22 protein-coding genes are annotated in these 22293 nt (G+C 30.3%); 5 read left to right on the plus strand and 17 right to left on the minus strand.

The features are described 5' to 3' along the window. Positions 1-70: 70 nt before the first annotated feature. Together DY168_RS13485 and DY168_RS13490 are read right to left on the minus strand one after the other, a co-directional pair. On the minus strand, positions 71-592 hold the full coding sequence (locus DY168_RS13485) for a spore maturation protein (protein ID WP_115642505.1): 522 nt from the start codon (positions 590-592) through the stop codon (positions 71-73). Between the two features lie 19 nt (positions 593-611). Beyond that, positions 612-1187, minus strand: coding sequence for a nucleoside recognition domain-containing protein (locus DY168_RS13490; RefSeq protein ID WP_115642199.1), 576 nt, complete (start codon positions 1185-1187; stop codon positions 612-614). 214 nt (positions 1188-1401) lie between these two features. Between DY168_RS13490 and DY168_RS13495 the strand changes: the two genes are divergently transcribed. Beyond that, the gene (locus DY168_RS13495) at positions 1402-1644 is read left to right on the plus strand and encodes a metal-binding protein (protein ID WP_115642506.1); all 243 of its coding nucleotides are present in this window, start codon (positions 1402-1404) and stop codon (positions 1642-1644) included. A gap of 124 nt (positions 1645-1768) precedes the next feature. On the opposite strand, the gene DY168_RS13500 is transcribed toward DY168_RS13495, so the two are convergent. The 6 genes from DY168_RS13500 to ileS all read right to left on the minus strand — a co-directional run bounded on the left by DY168_RS13500 (position 1769) and on the right by ileS (position 9501). Continuing rightward, positions 1769-3160 carry an MATE family efflux transporter gene (locus tag DY168_RS13500; protein WP_115642200.1) on the minus strand — a complete coding sequence of 464 codons (1392 nt, stop codon included), beginning with the start codon at positions 3158-3160 and terminating at the stop codon, positions 1769-1771. Position 3161: 1 nt separating this feature from the next. Then, positions 3162-3620 (minus strand): MarR family winged helix-turn-helix transcriptional regulator, encoded by a 459-nt coding sequence (locus tag DY168_RS13505; protein WP_115642201.1) that lies wholly within the window; start codon positions 3618-3620, stop codon positions 3162-3164. 87 nt (positions 3621-3707) lie between these two features. Beyond that, complete coding sequence (locus DY168_RS13510) at positions 3708-4400, minus strand: cytochrome c biogenesis CcdA family protein (protein WP_115642202.1); 693 nt, start codon at positions 4398-4400, stop codon at positions 3708-3710. Beyond that, on the minus strand, positions 4393-4842 hold the full coding sequence (locus DY168_RS13515) for a thioredoxin family protein (RefSeq protein ID WP_115642203.1): 450 nt from the start codon (positions 4840-4842) through the stop codon (positions 4393-4395). The genes DY168_RS13510 and DY168_RS13515 overlap by 8 nt, the downstream gene beginning before the upstream one ends. A 182-nt stretch (positions 4843-5024) precedes the next feature. Next, positions 5025-6029 (minus strand): LacI family DNA-binding transcriptional regulator, encoded by a 1005-nt coding sequence (locus tag DY168_RS13520; RefSeq protein ID WP_115642204.1) that lies wholly within the window; start codon positions 6027-6029, stop codon positions 5025-5027. A 364-nt stretch (positions 6030-6393) separates the two neighbouring features. Further along, positions 6394-9501, minus strand: a complete 3108-nt coding sequence (gene ileS, locus DY168_RS13525; RefSeq protein WP_115642205.1) for an isoleucine--tRNA ligase — start codon at positions 9499-9501, stop codon at positions 6394-6396. Between the two features lie 1023 nt (positions 9502-10524). Between ileS and DY168_RS13530 the strand changes: the two genes are divergently transcribed. Beyond that, positions 10525-11073 carry a hypothetical protein gene (locus DY168_RS13530; RefSeq protein ID WP_115642206.1) on the plus strand — a complete coding sequence of 183 codons (549 nt, stop codon included), beginning with the start codon at positions 10525-10527 and terminating at the stop codon, positions 11071-11073. 97 nt (positions 11074-11170) lie between these two features. Here the strand turns inward: DY168_RS13530 and DY168_RS13535 are convergent, their stop codons facing one another. The 4 genes from DY168_RS13535 to DY168_RS13550 all read right to left on the minus strand — a co-directional run bounded on the left by DY168_RS13535 (position 11171) and on the right by DY168_RS13550 (position 14584). Continuing rightward, positions 11171-11899 carry an HAD family hydrolase gene (locus tag DY168_RS13535; RefSeq protein WP_172556363.1) on the minus strand — a complete coding sequence of 243 codons (729 nt, stop codon included), beginning with the start codon at positions 11897-11899 and terminating at the stop codon, positions 11171-11173. A 203-nt stretch (positions 11900-12102) separates the two neighbouring features. After that, positions 12103-12300 carry a DUF6199 family natural product biosynthesis protein gene (locus DY168_RS13540; protein ID WP_115642208.1) on the minus strand — a complete coding sequence of 66 codons (198 nt, stop codon included), beginning with the start codon at positions 12298-12300 and terminating at the stop codon, positions 12103-12105. 129 nt (positions 12301-12429) lie between these two features. Beyond that, positions 12430-12645 (minus strand): (2Fe-2S)-binding protein, encoded by a 216-nt coding sequence (locus tag DY168_RS13545; protein WP_115642209.1) that lies wholly within the window; start codon positions 12643-12645, stop codon positions 12430-12432. After that, on the minus strand, positions 12635-14584 hold the full coding sequence (locus DY168_RS13550; RefSeq protein WP_115642210.1) for an ABC-F family ATP-binding cassette domain-containing protein: 1950 nt from the start codon (positions 14582-14584) through the stop codon (positions 12635-12637). Before DY168_RS13550 ends, DY168_RS13545 begins: the two co-directional genes overlap by 11 nt. 127 nt (positions 14585-14711) lie before the next feature. Here DY168_RS13550 and DY168_RS13555 point away from each other — a divergent pair, with 127 nt between their 5' ends. After that, complete coding sequence (locus DY168_RS13555; RefSeq protein WP_104409519.1) at positions 14712-14897, plus strand: hypothetical protein; 186 nt, start codon at positions 14712-14714, stop codon at positions 14895-14897. A gap of 131 nt (positions 14898-15028) precedes the next feature. Here the strand turns inward: DY168_RS13555 and DY168_RS13560 are convergent, their stop codons facing one another. From DY168_RS13560 to DY168_RS13580, 5 genes are all read right to left on the minus strand, one after another. Next, positions 15029-15733, minus strand: coding sequence for a 2-phosphosulfolactate phosphatase family protein (locus DY168_RS13560; RefSeq protein WP_115642211.1), 705 nt, complete (start codon positions 15731-15733; stop codon positions 15029-15031). Position 15734: 1 nt separating this feature from the next. Then, positions 15735-16679: a PucR family transcriptional regulator gene (locus tag DY168_RS13565; protein WP_115642212.1), complete on the minus strand. Its 945-nt coding sequence runs from the start codon at positions 16677-16679 to the stop codon at positions 15735-15737. Positions 16680-16698: 19 nt separating this feature from the next. Next, entirely contained in the window at positions 16699-17808 is a 1110-nt protein-coding gene (locus tag DY168_RS13570; RefSeq protein WP_115642213.1) for an ABC transporter ATP-binding protein, read from the minus strand. Positions 17809-17888: 80 nt separating this feature from the next. Beyond that, positions 17889-18830: a tRNA modification radical SAM protein MnmL/YtqA gene (mnmL, locus tag DY168_RS13575; RefSeq protein WP_115642214.1), complete on the minus strand. Its 942-nt coding sequence runs from the start codon at positions 18828-18830 to the stop codon at positions 17889-17891. 111 nt (positions 18831-18941) lie between these two features. Further along, positions 18942-20030, minus strand: coding sequence for a hypothetical protein (locus DY168_RS13580; protein WP_115642215.1), 1089 nt, complete (start codon positions 20028-20030; stop codon positions 18942-18944). Between the two features lie 144 nt (positions 20031-20174). On the opposite strand from DY168_RS13580, the gene DY168_RS13585 reads away from it, so the two are divergent. Together DY168_RS13585 and DY168_RS13590 are read left to right on the plus strand one after the other, a co-directional pair. Next, the gene (locus DY168_RS13585; protein ID WP_115642216.1) at positions 20175-21239 is read left to right on the plus strand and encodes a YkvI family membrane protein; all 1065 of its coding nucleotides are present in this window, start codon (positions 20175-20177) and stop codon (positions 21237-21239) included. A 76-nt stretch (positions 21240-21315) separates the two neighbouring features. Further along, the gene (locus DY168_RS13590; protein WP_242984134.1) at positions 21316-22218 is read left to right on the plus strand and encodes a radical SAM protein; all 903 of its coding nucleotides are present in this window, start codon (positions 21316-21318) and stop codon (positions 22216-22218) included. The last annotated feature ends 75 nt before the right edge of the window (positions 22219-22293 follow it).

Raw genomic sequence — 22293 nt, forward strand, 5'->3', positions numbered from 1 at the left:
TATCCCTTAGTGCGTATTGTTAAACCCTTCCTTTGTTTTTCATATTAATTTAACTTAATACCGATATAAGTTAGCTAAAATATAAATTAACTAAAGTCACAGATATTATTATAGCTGTTATATCCGCCATAATAGCTGCCCATAAAGTATGCCTTATCTTTTTTACTCCAACTGCACCAAAATATACAGTTATAGTATAAAATATAGTTTCTGTTGATCCCATAAGTATTGAAGCTATAAGTCCTATTTTACTATCTACTCCATATTCTCTAATAGTTTCAGTAAATACTCCTAAAGCCCCACTCCCTGAAAGTGGTTTTATAAATATTAATGGTACGAGTTCTGCAGGAACACCTATTAAACTCATTATAGGCTTAAATACCCTTACCAATAGATCTAAGGCACCTGACTGCCTAAATACAGTTACCGCTAAAAGCATAGCTAAAAGATATGGAAATATCCTAAAGCAAACACTTACTCCATCCTTTGCCCCCTCAACAAAACACTCATATATCTTTACGCCCTTTATCCCACCATAACCTACTATAGCTAATATAATTATAGGTATAATTCCTTTAAACATATATGAAATCATAATTATTCACCTCACCTTAAAAAAACTTTTCTAATATTTTACAACAAATTATACCTACCATAGCCGCAATTGATGTAGTTATAATTACAGGTACTATTATAATTGCAGCATTGCTTGATCCTTCAACTGCCCTTAACGATATTACAGTGGTTGGAATTAATTGAATGCAAGCAGCATTAAGTACTAGAAATAATGCCATATCGTTACTTGCTGTATCACCATGGTTATTTAATTCTTGGAGCCTTTCCATTGCCTTAATTCCAAAGGGAGTTGCAGCATTTGATAATCCCATAATATTAGCACTTAAATTCATAACAATTGCACCTAAGGCCTTCTCATCTTTTGCAGCATCTTTAAATAAGATCTTTAATATAGGTAAAAGTAACCTTGATATCTTTTCTGTAAGACCACTTTTTTCTGCTATTTTCATTATTCCAGACCAAAGGCTAATAATACCTAAAAGTCCTATTGTAAGATTTACAGTAGAGCTAGAAGAATCTATAATTGCTTTAGATATTATTTCAGCCTTACCAAATAACAGCCCCCAAATTATACTTACAACTATCATAAAAAACCAAATGTAATTAATCATGTTACCTCCAATCTTAATGCTAACTTATATAATTTAAGTCACATATTTTATAATACTTGATTAATATATATGATTACTTTAAAGTCTTAAGAAGGTTAAAATTTAAATACAATAGTTGCATTTAAAATATAATAGTGCTACCATAAAAGTTGTATAAATGTTAAAATATCAATATAAATTGATTATATATGAAAGGTTTGTTTAGATAATTATGATGACTATAAGAGATATTATGAAATATATTGAAAGTGAATACAAAGTTATAAACCAGACACCTTGCGAGGTTTGTGGTGGGGAATATTTAACTGAAGATTTAGACATAACTTTAGTAGATGGTATTCCATTTGATGTTTGTGATTGTGTATGTGCTAGTTGCGGGTATATAAAATCTTTCATGTTTACCGCGCCATTTGTAGAGGAAGATAACGGGCTAGAGATAATAAAAAGACTTAATTAAAAACATTACAATTGTAACAATCTACCTATACTCAACTGAAGTTTCTTTGAATAAAATTATAAATTTAAAAAAGATGATTTCTACATTAATTAGAAACCATCTTTTTTATTACTCTTATTTATGACTAAGCTGACTTAGAGTCTTGTACTATGGACTCATTATGTGCTATGTTTAAACTTCTCATCTCTTTTACTACTAATATTCCTGTTATAATTGAGGCTAATACATCTGATATAGGTCCAGCAAGCCACACTCCTATAAGACCTAACCCTTTTATATTAGGAAGTATAATTAACAATGGAATTAATAAGATTACTTGTCTTAGCATACCTAAAAACATTGCAAGCCTTGACTTACCAACTGCTTGAAAATAACTTGAACTAACTATTTGAAATCCTATAACCGGCATCATGAATAAATATATCTTTATACCCTGGGTGCCTATTCTTAAAAATTCAGGATCTTTATTAAAAAAACCAATTATCTTATCTGGAAATGCTTGAATTAATATAAACCCTATAATGGCAATTATAGTTGCTACTGCTACCGCTGTCTTTAAGGTATCTTTTACTCTCTTATGGTTTCCTGCTCCATAATTAAATCCGATTATAGGCTGAGATCCTTGATTTAATCCAAACATAGGCATTAAAAATATAAGTGCCACACTATTTATAACCGCCATAGCACCTATAGCTAAATCACCGCCATTAGACTTTAAAGCCTTGTTTGCCGTTATTGCAACTAAACTTGCTGCAATCTGCATGGAAAAAGGTGCTACACCTATAGAAAATATATTACTTACAACCTTTTTATCTAACTTCATGTTTCTTTTCTTTATCTTTATAGTACTTTTCTTTCCTAAAAAGTAACTTAATACCCATGTTGCTGAGACTATTTGGGATATAACTGTTGCAATTGCAGCTCCCTTAATTCCCATATTAAATGTAAATATCAATATAGGATCTAATATAGTATTAATCAATGCTCCTATTAGCATAGTTATCATAGCCATCTTAGGGTTTCCTTCAGCTCTTATAAGACTATTCATAGAAAATGCCATTGAATTAAATATGGTTCCCATAATGATTATATCTATATACTCTTTTGCATATCCAAATGTTTCTCCACTCGATCCCAAAACCTTAAGTAATGGTCCAACAAAGATAAGACCTAAAATTGTAATTGCTATACTTATTATTACATTTAAAACAAATGCGTTACCTACAATCTTTTCAGCTTCCTTGAACTTCTTTTTACCAAGCTTTATGGACATAGCTGCCCCAGAACCTATCCCAACTAACATTCCAAAAGCCATTATCATTGTTGTTATAGGTAGTGTTAATCCAACTCCTGTTATAGCTATATGCCCTACATCTTTTATATGTCCTATGTAAAGTCTATCTACTATATTATAAAAAGCATTCACTAACATTCCAACAATAGCTGGAATAGAAAATTTAGCAAGTAGTTCCCCTATTGGCTCTATACCAAGCCTCTTTTGTCTATCAAACTCCATATTATCTCTCCTTTATTAAAACCTCTTTTTGGTTATCAACCATTCTTTTGAATAAATTTAAAAGAGTATTCTTTTCATCTTCAGTAAAATCCGAGGAAATGATCTTACTCCAGCTTTTTAGTATAACAAAAAATTCATCTTCAATACCTAAAGCCTTTTCTGTTACAAAAACCTTTCGAATTCTTTTATCCTTTAAATCTACCTCTCTTTTTATATATCCCTCTTCTTCTAACCTTTTTAAGGCTCTTGCTGTAGTTCCTTTATCCATTAAAAGATTGTTACTTATACATTCTTGGCTAACTCCATTATGTTCAAATACATAAGATAAAAATCCAAATTGTCCACTGCCTATATTAAATTTAGCAAACTCCTTTGAGTAATGAATTCCACCTAATCTATATAATATTGATATATAATGTCCTATAGTTTTACCATAATAAACTTTATTATCTTTACCCATAATCCCTCCTAAAAAAAATAATAGTTGCATGAGCAACCATTATTTTAATATAAAACAGTTGTTAATGCAACTATAATTTAAAACCTTTTATATCCCTAATGAAAATAAATATATACCAAGAAGAATTATAAGTACTCCAAGAAACAATCTTAATATATTTCCAACTTTAACTGTCTTTGGTGAACTACTCAAATGTTCTACAAATCCAACTGAAGTACCTGCTAATATTATTAGAGCGCAATGTCCAAGCGAATACAATAAAAGCATCCCTATACCTAAAGTTATATTAGCCTTACCTGCAACAAAGGTTAATATAGCTGCTAATACCGGTGTGGCACAAGGTGAAGACAGAGCCCCACCTAAAATACCTAGTACAAAAGCGCCAAAGAAGCCTTTTCTCTTGTTAGGTATCTTGCAACTATCTTTAGACTTTCCTATATTTACAACTCCCAAAAGTTGTAATCCACTTAATATCATTATACCAGCTAATACTATATACCAAAGCCTCCCAGCTCCTGAGAAGAACCTTCCAAGCACTGCAGATAAAACCCCGATTAAAGTGAATGTAAATATAATACCCAAACTAAATACTAGTGAATACTTAAACGCAACCTTTTTATCTTTTACTTTATTGCCTTCCATATATCCAACAATTAAAGGTACTGAAGACAATACACAAGGGCTAAATGAAGATACGATTCCTGCAACAAAAGACATAACAAGCGCAATCCAAACACTACTACTAATTACATTGTTAAAATCTGAAAGAAAACTATTCATCTGCCACTACCCCCATAGAGTTAAATACCTTCTCTATGTCTTCTATTGGAAGCATGCCTTCATATCTGCCCTTTATCTTTTTATCTTTATCAAGAAATATAAATGTAGGCATAAGTCTTACTTTATATCTTTGTGCTAAATCATTATTCTCTGGTGACTCAATATTTACTTTTTTAACTTTAACCTTATCTCCATATTTATTATGAAATTCTTCTAAAATCGGCTCCATGCGCCTACATGCAGGACACGTAGGTGACCCTAGTTCTAAAAGAATTGGTATATCACTATCTTTATCGTCATCCGGGTTATACCTTTCAAAAGCTATACCTTTTTTCTCATCCTTGTCTTTAATATTATTTTTATTAGACCCTTTAGCATAATATACACCAAACAGGGCTAAAGCAATTACAAGTACTATTAAAAGTTTTATCCATCTTTTCAAATTAACACTTCCTTTCTATACCCTCATACGGTATATATTAAAGTAAAGTGAGTACTATGTCAATTAATTAAAATATATAAGTATATCTTTTAATTAGAAATTAGTTGAATTTATTATTGAAATTTATCTTTATTAAAAAAGGTTAGTAAAAATGCATTAATACATTTTTACTAACCTTTTAATTACTTTTTACAAGAATCTCTTTCCACTAATATATATGGAAGTTCAAAATGCTTTTGATCTAATTCTTTTTCTTTATTATTTACAAGTTTTATAAGCATTCTCATAGCTACAGACCCCATATCATACATTGGCTGAGATATAGTTGTAAGCTTTGGATAAAATATAGATGCTAAGTATAAATCATTAAAACCTACTACATCAATATCCTCTGGAACTAATATACCTTTCGATCTTAGTGCATTTATAGCCCCCATAGCAATCTCATCTGACGCACAAAATATAGCATCTATATTTTCCTTTTCTATAAACTTTTCCACTCCTTCATAGCCTGTTTGAGCTTTTAAGTCCCCAAAGTGTACTAAATCTTCATTAAAGCTTAATTCACTTTGTTGTATAGCTTCTTTATATCCAAAATACCTTAAACTCCAAGCATTCTTAACATTTTTAGGAGTACCTATGTAAGCTATACTTTTATTGCCTTTATCTATAAGATACCTTGTAGCATCATAAGACGCCTGTTTATTATCTATTGTCACACTCGGAAGATCTCCTTCCTCATCCTTACTTTCTACAAGCACTGTAGAAAGTTCCAATTCTTTTATAAGGTCTAAAATCTCCGGCTCAAGGGAAGTACTCATATATAATACTCCATCTATCATTTTTTCCTTTAGAACCCTTAAGTATTCCTTTTCCTTTTCTAAATCAGAATCGGAATTACAGAGCATTACATTGTAATCATATATGTTAGCTACATCCTCTATACCCCTTACTATTTCTGGGTAGAACTGATTAGATATGTCTGGTATTAATATACCTATAGTTTTTGTCTTTTGCGTCTTTAAACTCCTAGCTACTATGTTTGGTCTATATGCTAACTTTTTTATAGCCTCTACCACTTTCTTTTTCGTGTCCTCATTTACAACGTCTACATCGTTTAATACTCTTGAAACTGTAGCAATCGATACTCCTGCTTCTCTAGCTACATCCTTAATTGAAGATGCCATATCTTTTCCTCCTCTTTTATAACAATCTATGTTTTCTTAATATGTAATGGATTATTCATAATTAATATTTTACACATATATTTAAATTTTAAAAATAAAGTTATATACTTCATAAGTGAAATTTATCATTCGTAATACTATTAGTAAGGTCTCAATCCAAATAACATTTCATTGTATTTAGCAATATTATACCATATATTCTTATTATCCGTACTTTTTCATTTATAATACCACTTTATGAATTAAATAATCTGTAAGAGAATTAATTCGCTTACAGATTATTTTTAATTCTTACCCTATTATCTACATTACATATTTAATTTCAACATTCTAGGGTAGATTCATTAAAAGCTTTTTAATTTATCTATCTAACTACAGCAATATCTAACTCTTCACCATTTATATTAAATGTATTATAATTAGCCTCTTCGCTATATATTATTTTTTGTGATAAAGTTTCTCGCTTTATTACTTCCTCAAATTTCTTTACAACTAGGAGTAGTCTTTCATTGTTAGATACATATAATATTATCTTGTCTGCAACTTCAAATCCACTTTCTTTTCTAATGTTTTGAATCTTGCTTATTATCTCTCTTAAGTGACCCTCTTCTTTTAATTCCTCTGAAATAGTAGTATCTAAAACTACACCTATTTGTTCCTCACCTGCAAATGCAAAACCTTCAAGTCCTTGCATTGTAACTAGTAAATTGTTAGAATCTAACACTATTTCTGTTTCATTGACATTTATAGTTACAGTTCCTCCACTTTGTATTGTTCCTGCAAATTCCATTTGGTTTCTTGAAGCCATTTCCTTTTTTATTCCAGGTATAAGCTTACCATAAGGCTTTCCTAGCACAGGTAAATTTGGTTTTAATTCAAAGTTAACATATTCAGACAGGTCAGCACCAAATTCTACTACCTTTATATTAAGCTCATCTTTTATGATACTTCCATAATATGTTGGTAAAGATGTAGTATTTATAAGCATCTTGGATAATGGCTGCCTGTTTTTTATATTAGCACCATTTCTAGCACTTCTGCCTAACTTTACTATCTTATATGCCATATCCATTTCTCTTTCAAGACCTTCATCTACTAACTGCTCATTATATTCTGGCCATGAGCAAAGGTGTAAACTTTCCTTAGCATCTTTGTCAAAGCTAACCACAAGATTTTGATATATTTCTTCTGTCATAAACGGAATAAATGGAGCTGATACTTTACAAACTGTTACAATCACATTATAAAGAGTCATATATGCTCCTATTTTATCATCCGTAAGATCTTCACTCCAATATCTAGACCTATTTCTTCTTACATACCAATTAGATAATTCATCTACAAACCCTTCTATAGCTAAAGCTGCCTGAGTTATTTTGTAACCTTCAAGGTTCACATCCACAGTTTTTACTAAGGTATTTAATTTAGATATTATCCATTTATCCATTATGTTTTCTGATTTAAAGTCCTTATATTTCATTGGATTAAACTGATCTATTTCTGCGTATAAAACATAAAATGAATATACATTCCATAACGTACTAAGGAACTTTCTTTGAGCTTCTGCCACGTCATCTTTTGAAAATCTTGTTGGAAGCCATGGTGCACTCGCAGTATAGAAATGCCATCTTGTAGCATCTGCTCCTTGACTTTCTATAACTTCAACAGGATCTACAACATTCCCCTTATGTTTTGACATCTTTATTCCCTTTTTATCTAGAACGTGTCCTAATACCACACTGTTTTCAAAAGGTATTTCATCAAATACAGCTGTTGATATAGCAATAAGTGTATAAAACCAACCTCTTGTTTGGTCTACAGCCTCCGATATAAATTGTGCAGGGAAATTAGCTTCAAATAACTCTTTGTTTTCAAAAGGATAGTGATGTTGTGCAAAAGGCATGGATCCAGAATCAAACCAGCAGTCTATAACCTCATGAGTCCTAACCATATCCTTCCCACAGTTTTCACATTTTAAATGTACATTATCTATATAAGGTTTATGAAGTTCTATGCCTTCTGGTACATTTATACCCTTATTTTTTAACTCCTCAATACTTCCTATACACTCTCTATGACCACATTCACATTCCCATATTGGAAGAGGTGTTCCCCAGTATCTGTCCCTTGATATTCCCCAATCAATAACATTTTCTAAGAATTTTCCCATTCTTCCTGTTCTTATATTATCTGGATGCCAGTGTATCTTGTCATTATTCTCCATTAACTTTTCTCTTAAAGCAGTAGTTTTTACAAACCAGCTTTCTTTTGGATAATATAAAAGTGGTGTATCACATCTCCAGCAATGTGGATAAGAGTGGGTGAACTTTTCTGACTTAAATAACATTCCGTTGTCTTTCATATATTCAAGTATTTTAGGATCAGCCTTTTTAACAAAAATGCCCTTCCAAGGTTCAACACAATCCATAAACTTACCTTCAGTATCAACCAAATTTATAAGTGGTAAGTTATGAGCCTTACATACCATGCTATCATCTTCACCATAAGCAGGGGCCGTATGAACTATACCTGTACCATCAGTTAACGTTACAAAGTCTCCATGTATTATAAAGAATGCCTTTTCTTCTGGAGTATAGAACTTAAATAACTGCTCATATTCAAGTCCTAATATTTCTTCCCCCTTAAATTCCTTCACTAATTCATATTCTACATCTCCAATTACAGAGTGTATAAGATCCTTTGCCAATATATAATATTCTTCTCCAACCTTAATCTCAGCATAGTTATACTTCTTGTTTATAGCAAGAGCTACATTAGAAGGTAGTGTCCAAGGAGTTGTTGTCCAAGCTAATATATATTTATTTTCTTCTCCCTTAACTTTAAACTTAGTTACTGCTGTAGACTCTTTTACATCTTTATAACCCTGTGCTACTTCATGAGATGATAAGCTAGTTCCACATCTTGGACAGTAAGGCATTACCTTGTGACCTTTATATAAAAGATCCTTTTTCCACATCTGATTTAAAGCCCACCAAACTGACTCTATGTAATTGTTATGATAAGTTACATAAGGACTATCCATATCCACCCAAAACCCTATTTTTTCAGACATCTCTTTCCACATACTTGAATAAGTAAAAACACTTTCCTTACATTCATGTATAAACTTTTCTACTCCATATTCTTCGATACCTTGTTTACCAGTTATACCTAGTTTCTTTTCTATTTCAAGCTCTACCGGAAGACCATGCGTATCCCAACCAGCTTTTCTTAAAACCTTATACCCCTTCATAACCTTATATCTTGGAATAAGATCTTTCATAACTCTAGTTAAAACGTGACCTATATGTGGCTTACCATTTGCTGTTGGAGGGCCATCATAAAATGTGAAATACCTTCCGTCTTCATTTAAATCAAAATTCTTTTGAATAACATCTTTTTCTTTCCAAAGCTTTAGTACACTCTTTTCCATGTCAACAAAACTTTTTGTTGGATCAATCTTTTTGTACATTTTAAATCTCCTTCCTATTTCATATATCTTTTATTTTAAATTTTATTTACTAAGTTATAAGCCTTTTAAAGTTAATACAAATAAAAAAACTCCATCCAACAGGACGAAGTTAAATTCGTTATACCACCTATAAAGGTTCGGCCAATAATATAAAATCAGCCAAAGTAACTCAAGTACATAAACAGATATCCCAAATCTAAAGTTTGGTGATAGCTTCTTACTCATCCATATTTATGAAGATGAGTCCTTTAATAATACTCTATCCTTTAACGCAGGCTTACGAGCAAGCTTACTTATATTTCTGCCGCCAACTCCTAGGTGATCTTCTTTAAGTTCTTCCTATGACTTCCCACCTAACGCCACTCTCTTCAAAGATTAAACTTAAATACTTTTCCTATTCATAGTTTTTAATTATCCTTAATTATATTGTAAGTACTATGCATTGTCAATCACAATATTGCGAATAGTTTTTTATCCGATGGCTACCATCCGTAACACCACTCTCCTCTTCAAGGTGGGGGATGACGGCTGCTACGCCCCTTTATAAGTTCTTCTAGCCTTTGATGGAGAGATGTATTCCTTATAAGCAAACTCCACATGAGTCTAAAAATCACTTGATACTATTTCTGACTACTAAAATTATAATCTAACAAACATTGACTATTTTATATTAATCAAAGTATTAATAACTAATTTTAAGAACTCTCTTCTTTATTGTATTGCACTTTTGTGAAATCCATTACAATATAAATCAATACAGTATTTGATACAAATCATTATAAATCAACGGGCTATCGCCCTAAAAAACTTTCAAGTGCTAAACTTCTGAACTTCTGTTATGAATATGGAATTAAAATTGATCTTATGCTATAATTCATTATATATTTACAATAATTTTAAGTCTCTCAAAAAACAACAGTTCAATATGCAAAATAAACTAGCATATTGATTTTTTTTGAATATATCCTATATTAACGTTAAAAATAAACCTTGTTATAATTCAATATTAAAGGGGGATTTTCTATGTCTAATTCTTTTGGTGTCTTAAATATAATAATAATGATTTCTCTAATTGGTTTATTCTTTATGCAACTGTCTCAATACATAAAAACTAACAAAAAATATAATATTAAGACTCATAAAATACTATATTATATTTCTAATAGCGGAGCTACAAAAACTTTAAGTATGGTGTTTCCTATTCTTGTTCTAGTATCATTTATAATGCCTCTTATGAATGGGGAAATAAATATTTATAGAGTATCGTTCTCTATATTTATGCTTTTATATTCAATATTTATGTATATGACCTTAGATATGAACCTTGTAATAACAGAAAGTGGTATTGGTATAAAGCCTTCATTTTTAAACATCTATCTACAATTTATAGATTGGAAGGACATTGTTCAATGGGGCTTTAAAAAGGATAAAAAAGGTAATGATATTTTCTTTTTACAATTTAAACATAAGGGAACTAATAGTGGCCTAGAGCGTAAAGTAAAAGACCATAAAGATGAATTAAGTAAGTTAATGTCAAAGTATGCTCCACGCAAATCTAAGATGATTAAATAGTTCTTTAATTATTACTTCTAAGTTTTAAAGATAATGCTTTAAAACTTAGAAGTTTTTATATTTTCCCATTAAATATTTGTAACACCTTTAGTCTGCTTTACATTGCCTCTTCTAAAAACATATCTTTCAAGCAATTTAACGATTTAACTGTCTTAAATGACCTTACATATTCATCCTTCAATACTACGTTATCATAAGACCACTCGAAAAGCCCCGGTATATACACAGCTTTTATACCTGCCTCTACAGCTGGCATTATATCTGATTTCATAGAATTCCCAATCATCCATGTATTGCGCTTATCTAATCTTTCCTTTTCTATTATAGACTCTAAAACCTGAGCATTTTTATGAGGAGTTACAAATACTCTTTCCCCAAAATAATCACCAATATTAACTCTTTCAACTTTTCCCTTTTGTATAATAGGGTTCCCTGCAGTATATAGGTATAAATTATGCCCCTGTTCTTTTAAACAGTTAAGCACATCTATCATGGAAGGATAACACTCTAAATCTTTTGCATATGCACTTTGACCTATTTCATTAATCCACTGCTCTTCCTTTTTGTCTTTATTTCTTCCTGTCTTTTTTGAAAAATAGCAATAGGTATCTATAAGCGATGTAGAAAAATGAGTATCTGCAAATCCTTCTCTTATAACTCTTTCTATATCTATTTGTTGCTGCTTATTCCTTATTTCCAAGATTCCTATATTATATTCACTAAACCAATTATTCATATTATTGCAAAATGCATCTACAGCCTTATGAAAGTATTTATTGCAATGAATAAGGGTATCATCTAAATCAAAAATGATGGTCTGTTTCACTAAATCCTCTCCTAACCTAAAAATTAATAGTACATAGACTATAATACATTATATCTAAAGAAATTACATCTAATGTAAGCTCAAATAATAGCTTATAATGTACTTAATACAACAATAAATTAAGATAGGCTTTATATACAATAAATCCTATCTTAATTACATTTAATTAAAACAAGGTTACTTAAATAAGATTATAAACCTTGTTATGTGAAAGCTCCAAAGGCAAATGTAATGGCTATTATTATCAATATAACTCCACCAACCCTAGTTATATTTATAAAAAGTTCACTTGGTTCTTCCTCTTTTTTAAGCTCTCTTTTATTACCTAACATAAGCATTCTTTTAGGGAAGATAACCTCTAGAATCCCAATAGTTAACATAAATAAAAAGATAATCACCATAAAAAAACTCCTTTTAAAATTACTCCTTTCATGACTTTCTGTGTCTTTTAGTACTCATTATTATTATATGGTGAATAGTAATAATTGGTCAGAACTTTTAAAAATAATGTTATATCTTTTAACTTTAAATTATTTATCGGAGTACTTTTCTAATAATACTTCTATTTTTGGTGTACACCTTCTACCACTGCATCCCCCTGATCCTGCGCCTGTAGCTTTTTGAACTTCTTCTACTGTTGTGGCACCACTCTTTATTGCTTCTTTAATCTTAGATCTAGGTATCGCCTTGCATAAACAAACCTTAGTTAGTTTATCCATTATTTCCTCACTAGCGTTATTCTCCATCTACAATCCCACCTTTCTTTGATCCTTCTATCTTTTCCGATAGTTCGTTTAGATATGTCCATCTATCATATCTTTCTTCAAGTTCTTTTTCTAAAAGTGACTTTTCATTTAAGACTTCTTGTAATTTAACAAAATCTGTAGACACCTTTTCTACTTCCCTATTAAGTTCCTCTATCTTAACCTCAAGACTTTCAATATATTCATCTATTTCTTGAAACTCTTTTTGTTCCTTAAATGAAAACTTTAATGGCTTTTCGTTATTTGCCTTTTTGTCTTCGTATTCTCTATCTTTATAGTTCATTTCTTTAGAAACTTTGGATTCTTCTATATAACTTTCTTTCATACGTTCCATAAAGTCACTATAATTTCCATGATGCTTAGATACTATGCCCGGTGCTTCAAATGCAAATATTTTATTACATACTCTATCTAAAAAGTATCTATCATGTGATACGGTTATTATAGCTCCATCAAACTTATCTAGGTAGTCTTCTAGTATGGTTAATGTAGATATATCTAAATCATTAGTAGGCTCATCAAGTATTAGTATGTTTGGTGACCCCATAAGTACTCTTAGTAGATATAACCTTCTCTTTTCACCGCCAGAAAGTTTAGATATAGGTGTCCATTGCATATCTTTTGTAAATAAAAACTTCTCTAACATTTGTGATGCTGTAATCTTCCCCCCATCAGCTAAGGGTAGGTATTCAGCAACTTCTTTCATATATTCTATGACCCTCATGTCCTCTTCCATATACTTATTCTCTTGAGAAAAGAATCCTATCTTCACCGTTTCACCTATATCTAAAGTTCCACTATCATACTTAATTTCTCCAGATATAATTTTCATTAATGTAGATTTACCTATGCCGTTATCTCCAACTATTCCTATCCTATCTTCCCTTAGTAAGATATAACTAAAGTCTTTTATATAACTTATTCCTTTATAAGACTTATTTAAATTCTCCATCTCTATTATCTTTTTCCCAAGTCTACTACTTAAAACAGAAATATCCATCTTATCTTCTTTTATATCTATGCTCTGTTCTCCTAGTTTTTCAAATCTGTCTATTCTAGCCTTTTGCTTGGTACTCCTAGCCTTTGCTCCTCTTTTTATCCATGCAAGTTCCTTTTCATATAGCTTTTCTCTTTTATTTTCACTAGAAATCTCCATGTTTTGTCTTTCTATCTTCTTTTCAAGAAATATGCTGTAATTACCAGAATAACTATATAATTTCCCTTTATCTATTTCTAAAATCCTATTAGTAACTCTATCTAAAAAGTATCTATCATGAGTTATCATTATAAGTGATCCTTTTCTAGTGTTTAAATACTGTTCAAGCCACTCTATAGTCTTATTGTCCATATGATTTGTAGGCTCATCTAAAATCAAAAGCTCACATGGTGTTATAAGCGCTGATGCTAATGCAATTCTCTTTTTCTGTCCTCCAGATAGTGTACCAACCTTAGCATCAAAGTCCTCTACCCCAAGTTTTGTAAGAATAGTTTTAGCTTCACTTTCTAAATCCCAGGCATTTAAAGAATCTATATCAGATTGTAATTTTATCAGTTTATTATTTAATTCATAAGTATCACCCTGATCTTTTGACTTTTCTAAAAGCTTTAAGGTGTTCTCATAGTCTCTTAAAAGTTTCATTTCAGAAGATTCACCTTTAAATACTTGTTCTATAACCCTAGCTTCACTGTAAAACTCTGGTGATTGATGAAGATACTCTATTCTAACTTTATTACCTTTTATTATATTACCTTCATCCGGAACTTCAATACCTGATATTATCTTTAAAAGAGTGGATTTACCTGATCCATTAACTCCAATAAGCCCTATTTTTTCACCTTGATTTATTCCTAAAGATATATTATCTAAAAGACTTTTGTCACTATAACTTTTACTTATATTTTCTAAAGATATAAGATTCATATAAATCTCCTCTCAACTATTAAATTAAATGTTTAATATACACATTATATGATAGCATAATACTTTTTTATTTCCTAACAATTTAGCTACTTAATGCATTTAATACAATAAGGAGACGTGAGTTATATTGTACAATCTAAATTGTCTTAGTCCTGATGATCTTATTATACTTTCTGCTGCCATATCAGTTGAACTTTCGAAAGGTAAGACTGCTGATGAACTAAATGTACTCGGTAACCTTATAGTTGCTGTAGGGAGCTTATTATTAACTTCTGCTGCTCAAAAGCAAAACCTAGATTCAAAAGACAAGTGACTATAAATAACAAAAGAATGCCCCACTCACTAGGACATCCTTTTGTTATTATTTACATCTTAATAATTATAATTCTAAAAGTCTTATTTATGTTACATGGTTATAATGCCATTACGAACTAGATCTTAAACTTACTTAATTAAACCATCTTTATATTCAGGAACTATTTTTATAATATCCTTCTTTATACAATACTCTAAATCCTTATTTAGCTCTAAACTTTTTAAAATATCATAATGTGTTGCATCTTTAACGAAACTATATATGTCTTTATTATTCTTATAAACATAGTCAGCTGTTTTTGCTATATCTGATACCTCAGCACTACTTTCGTTTAATATATAATTTATCATGTACCCTGCACAAATAAAGTCATCCATAGAAAACTGACCCTTAGTACCTGAATTTACAAAAACTACATCTCTACCTTCTTCTATAATCCTCTTTGCTACATACTTTGCATTAATCATAGCCCCTATGTATATAGACTTAGCAGAGCTACATCCTTTAATGGCTCTAGTTCCATTTGATGTAGTAAGTATTACAGTTTTCCCTTCTACCACTTCTTTATTATAATCTAGAGGTGAATTTGAAAAATCAAACCCTTCTATTTTAAGAGCTTCTCTTTCTCCTCCTAAGATATAATCTTTTCTACTATGCTTTGACAATTCAAAAGCTTCTTCAACAGTTAAAACAGGAATAACCTCATTACAGCCATTATTTAAAGCAGTAATTATAACTGATGTAGCCCTTAGTATGTCAATAACTACTACTGTTTTTCCTTCTATAATCTTATCTTTTATATAATCCGCTGAAATTATTAAATCTATTTTCATCCTATACACCCTCCTTCCACATAAGAAAAGCTATCATAAATATTGTGGCATCTTTAAAGTTTCTTACATCATATCCAGTATCTTTATATATCTTATCTAATCTATATATCAAAGTATTTCTATGTATATATAGCTTTTTTGCTGCATTACTTATATTTAAATCTGATTTTATAAATTCTTCTACAGTATTTAGCATTTCACTATCAAAGCTTTCAAATTTACCTTTAAACCTTTTTATGAACTCATGTTTTAATGAATCTGATATATTATAAACTACCTTTTCAAAATCCATGTTGGTAAAATCATAAATTTCACCCTTTATTCCAAACCTTTTCCCAATTATAATAGCATCCTTAGCTGATTTATAACCTTCTAATATATCTTTTAATTCATATTTAATACTAGAATAACTTATATAGCATCTACAATAAAGATTTGATATTATAGCTTCTCTTATACTTTCAGCATGCTCTTTTATATCTTCAAAATTACCTATTAATACTATGGCTTCTTCAAATATTAAAAATGCAATATTATCTTCCGTATACATTTGTTTTATTATATTAAGGGCCTCATATTTACTACCCTCTACACTTATAATCATTAAATTAAACCCTTTTAAAAGAAAAGGAAAGTGTCTTTCAACTCTTTCCTGTAAAAAAGGCTTCCCCTCTAAAACGTCACTTAAAACTTGATCTCGTATAGAAAATAACTCGCTATATTTATTTTCTATATAGTATTTTAATAATGGTGTGCACATTTCGTATCTTTTACCGACCATTAATGTAGCCCTTTGTCTTCCAAGTTCAATAACAGCTTCTACCAAGTCTTTACCTAATGAGCTATCTTCCTTTTCATATATAACCTTTCCATCCATCCAGGTTAAAATAAAAGGTATTGATGAATTTAAACTTAATTCTTGAAGAAAGGTTCGGAAATTGTACATCTGTTAAAGACCTCCTACATTATAATATTGTAATTTCACTTTCTTTATCAAATATATGAATTTTATCTTCATCTAAAGCAATTTTTATAACTTCATCTAATTTCACCGTAGAATTTCCATTTACTCTCGCAACAAAACTTGACCTATCTTTAGATAAGTATATATATGTCTCAGCTCCCATAAGTTCTGTAACTTCTACCTTCGCATTTATTATAGCACCTTTGTGTGAATTTATAAAATCTTCACTATCATCTAAATCTTCTGGTCTAATACCTAAAATAACTTCTTTACCTACGTATCCCTTTTCTTTTAAGAACATAGCCTTATCTTTTGGTAATAATATCTTATCTTGTTCAAAGGAAGCAAATACATCTCCATGCTCTTCAAAAAGCTTAGAGTCTATTAAGTTCATCTGTGGACTTCCTATGAATCCTGCAACAAATACATTTTTCGGATGGTCATAAATATTTTGAGGGCTATCCACTTGTTGTATAAGCCCATCTTTCATAACTACAATCCTAGTTCCCATAGTCATAGCTTCTGTTTGATCATGAGTTACATATATAAATGTAGTTTGTAATCTTTTATGAAGCTTTGATATTTCAGTTCTCATTTGAACTCTAAGCTTTGCATCAAGATTGGATAGAGGCTCGTCCATTAAAAACACCTTAGGTTCTCTAACAATAGCTCTTCCAAGTGCAACCCTTTGTCTTTGACCTCCTGATAATGCCTTTGGTTTTCTCTCTAACAAATGTTCTATGTCTAAAACTCTAGCTGCTTCTCTTACCTTTTTTTCTATTAAAGCCTTATCCATTTTTCTTAGTTTAAGTCCAAAAGCCATATTATCATATACAGTCATATGTGGATATAGTGCATAGTTTTGGAAGACCATAGCTATATCTCTATCTTTAGGAGCTACATCATTTACTATCTTATCTCCTATATATAGGTCCCCTTTAGATATTTCTTCAAGCCCTGCTATCATTCTTAGTGTAGTTGATTTACCACAACCTGATGGTCCTACAAATACTATAAATTCTTTATCTTCTATTTCTAAGTTAAAATCCTTTACCGCTGTAACATTTCCTGAATACACCTTATATATATTTTTCAATGATAAGTTAGCCATATTTAATACCTCCAAATAAATCTTATTAACTATATCTTAACTTCTAATACAGATTAAATCTATTTGCAAAAGTGCCAAATCTATCGCGGTGTATTTGTAGAATAATACAACCCTTGATATATATCTTCTCTTTCAAGATAAGCATCTATAGAATTAAGTATCTCCCATTTCTTTAAACTCCACATAGGACCTACTAATAAGTCACGCGGTGAATCTCCTGTTAGTCTGTGTATTACCACTGATTCTGGTAATATTGCTATAGACTCTGCTATAAGTCTTACGTATTGTTCCATAGTAAGAAATCTCAATTCTCCACTTTCATAAAGATTTATAAGTGCAGTATCCTTCATAAGATGCAAAAGATGAAACTTTATACCTTGTATATCTAATGCTGATATATATCTTATTGTATTTAACATATCCTCTTCTGTTTCACTCGGCAATCCAAATATAGTATGAACAACTACATCTATGCCCTTTTCACGAAGCCTTTTTATAGAACCTTCGAAAACATCAAGATTATATCCTCTATTTATCCTTTTTGCTGTTTCATCTTTACTTGTCTGTAATCCAAGTTCTACCCATAAATAAGTTTCTTTGCTTATCTCTTCTAAAAGAGAAATCACATCATCATCTAAGCAATCCGGCCTTGTAGCAATTGCAAGGCCTACCACACCTTCTTCTTTTAGAGCATCTTTATACTTCTTTCTTAATATATCTATAGGTGCATAAGTATTAGTATATGCTTGAAAATAAGCTATATACTTACCACTAGACCACTTTTTATTCATAATAGCCTTAACGTCTTCAAATTGATTTGATATAGAAAGCCGTCTATCGCCTGCAAAGTCGCCAGATCCTCTTTCACTGCAAAATATGCATCCCCCAGAGCTTATCTTTCCATCTCTATTAGGGCAAGAAAATCCAGCATCTATAGAAATCTTAAAGACCTTTTCTCCAAATTTATTTCTTAAAAAACAATTTAAATTATTGTACCTCTTTCCATTCCAACTCTTTTGCATATTTCCCCCTTAACCTTTTGAAATATATATTTTACATAGTATATAGCTTTCATTAAAATTATTAAATAAAAACTTATATACCTTATTTACTAATTTCCACTTAAAATTATATCACATTTTAGTAAGCTTCATATCTTTTAGCTCTATCTTCCATCTTCCTTGTTTTTCTCTATCTTTACCTTCTTTTGCTGATACATCAAATATCATGCCATCTTTATCAAAGGAATAAAATGTAACATTGAACTCTTCTATTGGAAATTCCTTTTCTAAATCTATATTTAATAAGTTTCCTTTATCTACATCATACACCCTTACTCCCATACCTTTATCTTTTACTTCATATTGTGTCATGAAATACTTTTCATCTAAAGAAAAACATAAATTTTTAATCATAGTGTCTTTTAAAATATCTAAAGAAGTTATCTCTTTACCAACAGGTGTTTCTCGTACCTTAACCCTACTAGAACCCTTACTACCTCCATTTGCACCACCTGTTTCCTCACTTGAACTTCCTCCTTGCACCATAAGACTCTCATCTAATTTTATAATAGCCACAAAGGAATCTTTGTCATAAGTACTAACAGCAATCCGATCTCCAGAAAAAGAAAAAGCTATAACGCCAAAATTAGTCTTTGGTATAGATATCTTCATCATGCTTCCTTTATCATTTTTAGAAAATCCATATTGAGGTATGCCTGATTTATCTATTAATAAATTAGTTTTAACATTATCTTTATTTCTTATTCTAATTTCCTCATCTTCATAAAATGCTTCTTTTTCCGTTGTAACATTTATATCAGATATCTTATATTCTTCTGCATCTTCTTTAATTACCTTTATGCTATAACTGTCTAAATTAGCTCTAGAGTCTTTATTAGATACTCTACTAACTTTTGCTTTTACAAGAAGTGAATCCTTTAGTTCATTAGAGTCTTCAATGTTATATCCACATATATTTATATCCGACGATATAAACTCTAAAGACTTATCCCACATACTTTCAACAGATAACCTTTTTACAGTATTTATGTCACCTTTACTTATAGCCTCTAAATAATTTTTTACTGTTTGTGTAGCAATCTTACTATTGAATTTATCCTCCTGGTTTTCATTAAGTTCTTTGATCTTATCATTGGCCTTACAGCTTATAAACATAATTGACATTAGCATTACTAATACAAAATACAATGTCTTTTTCATAATACCACCTCTATTTCATAGCCTTTTGTATAATTTATCTTTCCCTGTTTTCTAAAATTAAATCTTTAATATTAAAATTATAAGCATTTAAAATAAATTTCTATATATATTTATATAGGAAACATTATTAAGGATGGGAGCACTTTGAAAAAAGATCTAAGAGAAGTATACCAAGTAGCTACAGTTTTTATAGGCACTATAGTAGGAGCTGGTCTCGCTTCTGGGAAAGAAATAACTCAATTTTTCACAGCTTACGGGTATAAAAGCCTTATGGGTATATTAATTTGTGGTATTATGTATGTCTTTATAGGGTCACTTATATCTGACATAAGTTTAAAGCATAACCTAAGATCTTATAATGATCTTATTCGAACAGTAAGCCCTGGCTTTTTAGGGTTGGTAACAGATATCATAACAGGATTCTTTCTACTAAGTGGAAGTTCTATAATACTTGCGGGAAGTGGGGCTCTTATACATCAATACTTTGGAATTTCTAATTGGATAGGAACTATGCTTATGGTTATACTATCCATACTTGTATTATTAAAAGATACAGATGGACTTATTAAGATTAATTCCTTTATAGTTCCTTCATTAGTTACTGTTATAATTATAACCTTCTTACTTTATATCTTATTTTATTCAAATTATAAAACCATTATATACGATCTAAAAGTGGTTCCCTTTGAAAAAAGGCCTTGGATTATATCTTGTTTACTTTATTGTGGATTCAACCTTTTAAGTTGTAGTGGTGTCCTTGTTCCTTTAAGTACGGAAGTTAAAAATAAATCCAATATGAGAAAAGGAATACTAATAGGCTCTATTGTTCTTACTATACTCTGCCTCTTTTTAAATATTATGCTAATGCTTAATAAGCCGTATATATATCAATACGAAATACCTCTTTTATATATAGCAAATAGATTTGGTAAACCACTCCAAATCATGATTCTTATAATAATTTGGTTTGAAATGTTTTCAACAGAGGTTTCAAATATATATAGTATATCTAAAAGCTTAGAGCAAAAGCTTAACATTACTTTTAATAATTGCATATTTATTGTAATGCTTATAGCAATCCCCATATCAAAAATAGGATTTTCAAGATTAATAACAATTCTTTATCCTGCTTTTGGAGTAATAAGTCTTATATTTATAGGCCAGCTTATTTATTTTAGTATAAAACCCACTAAATTTAAAAAGTATTAGTAAAATAACCTTATAAAAATATACTTAGTAAATGGTATAATATTTATATATATAATTTATTAAGGTGGTTTTACCTATGTTATCAATGCTAAATAAATGTAAATTATGCCCTAGAGAGTGTAATGTAAATAGATTAAACGGGGAACTTGGCTTTTGTAAATCTAGTGATAAAGTTATTATTTCAAGAGCATCTCTTCACCTTTTTGAGGAGCCTTGTGTTTCAGGAACCAAGGGATCCGGAACAGTTTTTTTCTCTAATTGCAATTTAAGTTGTGTATTTTGTCAAAATCATTGTATAAGTCAAGAGGGTTTAGGCATGGAAGTTTCTATAGACAGGTTGTCTAACATCTTTCTAAAACTTCAAGAAAAGGGTGCGAGTAACATAAACTTAGTCACTCCAACTCATTATGTACCACAAATAATAGAATCATTAATCTTAGCTAAATCTAAAGGGCTATCTATTCCTATACTTTATAACTCCAACGGATATGATAGCCTAGATACCATAAATGCTTTAGATGGTTATATAGACGTATATCTTCCTGATCTAAAATATTTTAATTCTAAGTATTCATTAAAATATTCAAAATCAAAGGATTACTTTGAAAAAGCTTCTATCGCTATTAAAGAAATGTACAATCAAGTAGGTAAAGTTAAATTTGATGAGAATGGTCTGATAAAAAAGGGTGTCATAATAAGGCACTTAATGCTTCCAGGGCTTTTATTTGATTCTAAAAAGATTATAGACTTTATTTACAATTCCTTTAAAGATGATGTGTACATAAGCATTATGAATCAATATACACCTATGTTTAAAGCATCGAATCATGAGGAAATAAATAGGCCGCTAAATCCATTGCACTATGATATCCTCATAAATTATGCTCTAGATTTAGGTATTACTAATGCCTTTATTCAAGGCTCTGGATCAGATTCCAAGGACTTTGTTCCAGACTTTAAAAGTTTTATTGGACTTTAATGTGTTTAAAAATAATTCTAAACAATTAAAAAGCTAAAGGGTACATAGATTAATCCATGTACTCTTTAGCTCTTT

It is taken from the genome of Clostridium putrefaciens (assembly GCF_900461105.1).
GTDB lineage: Bacteria > Bacillota > Clostridia > Clostridiales > Clostridiaceae > Clostridium_L > Clostridium_L putrefaciens.

What these genes read in the sequence shown, in the direction of transcription:
- DY168_RS13500 (WP_115642200.1), bottom strand. Translation starts at nt 3,160, where the DNA reads ATGGAGTTTGATAGACAAAAGAGGCTTGGTATAGAGCCAATAGGGGAA.
- ileS (WP_115642205.1), bottom strand. Translation starts at nt 9,501, where the DNA reads ATGTACAAAAAGATTGATCCAACAAAAAGTTTTGTTGACATGGAAAAG.
- DY168_RS13545 (WP_115642209.1), bottom strand. Translation starts at nt 12,645, where the DNA reads ATGGAGAATAACGCTAGTGAGGAAATAATGGATAAACTAACTAAGGTT.
- DY168_RS13505 (WP_115642201.1), bottom strand. Translation starts at nt 3,620, where the DNA reads ATGGGTAAAGATAATAAAGTTTATTATGGTAAAACTATAGGACATTAT.
- DY168_RS13530 (WP_115642206.1), top strand. Translation starts at nt 10,525, where the DNA reads ATGTCTAATTCTTTTGGTGTCTTAAATATAATAATAATGATTTCTCTA.
- DY168_RS13580 (WP_115642215.1), bottom strand. Translation starts at nt 20,030, where the DNA reads ATGAAAAAGACATTGTATTTTGTATTAGTAATGCTAATGTCAATTATG.
- DY168_RS13520 (WP_115642204.1), bottom strand. Translation starts at nt 6,029, where the DNA reads ATGGCATCTTCAATTAAGGATGTAGCTAGAGAAGCAGGAGTATCGATT.
- DY168_RS13490 (WP_115642199.1), bottom strand. Translation starts at nt 1,187, where the DNA reads ATGATTAATTACATTTGGTTTTTTATGATAGTTGTAAGTATAATTTGG.
- DY168_RS13510 (WP_115642202.1), bottom strand. Translation starts at nt 4,400, where the DNA reads ATGAATAGTTTTCTTTCAGATTTTAACAATGTAATTAGTAGTAGTGTT.
- mnmL (WP_115642214.1), bottom strand. Translation starts at nt 18,830, where the DNA reads ATGCAAAAGAGTTGGAATGGAAAGAGGTACAATAATTTAAATTGTTTT.
- DY168_RS13570 (WP_115642213.1), bottom strand. Translation starts at nt 17,808, where the DNA reads ATGGCTAACTTATCATTGAAAAATATATATAAGGTGTATTCAGGAAAT.
- DY168_RS13495 (WP_115642506.1), top strand. Translation starts at nt 1,402, where the DNA reads ATGACTATAAGAGATATTATGAAATATATTGAAAGTGAATACAAAGTT.
- DY168_RS13565 (WP_115642212.1), bottom strand. Translation starts at nt 16,679, where the DNA reads ATGTACAATTTCCGAACCTTTCTTCAAGAATTAAGTTTAAATTCATCA.
- DY168_RS13550 (WP_115642210.1), bottom strand. Translation starts at nt 14,584, where the DNA reads ATGAATCTTATATCTTTAGAAAATATAAGTAAAAGTTATAGTGACAAA.
- DY168_RS13590 (WP_242984134.1), top strand. Translation starts at nt 21,316, where the DNA reads ATGTTATCAATGCTAAATAAATGTAAATTATGCCCTAGAGAGTGTAAT.
- DY168_RS13560 (WP_115642211.1), bottom strand. Translation starts at nt 15,733, where the DNA reads ATGAAAATAGATTTAATAATTTCAGCGGATTATATAAAAGATAAGATT.
- DY168_RS13540 (WP_115642208.1), bottom strand. Translation starts at nt 12,300, where the DNA reads ATGGTGATTATCTTTTTATTTATGTTAACTATTGGGATTCTAGAGGTT.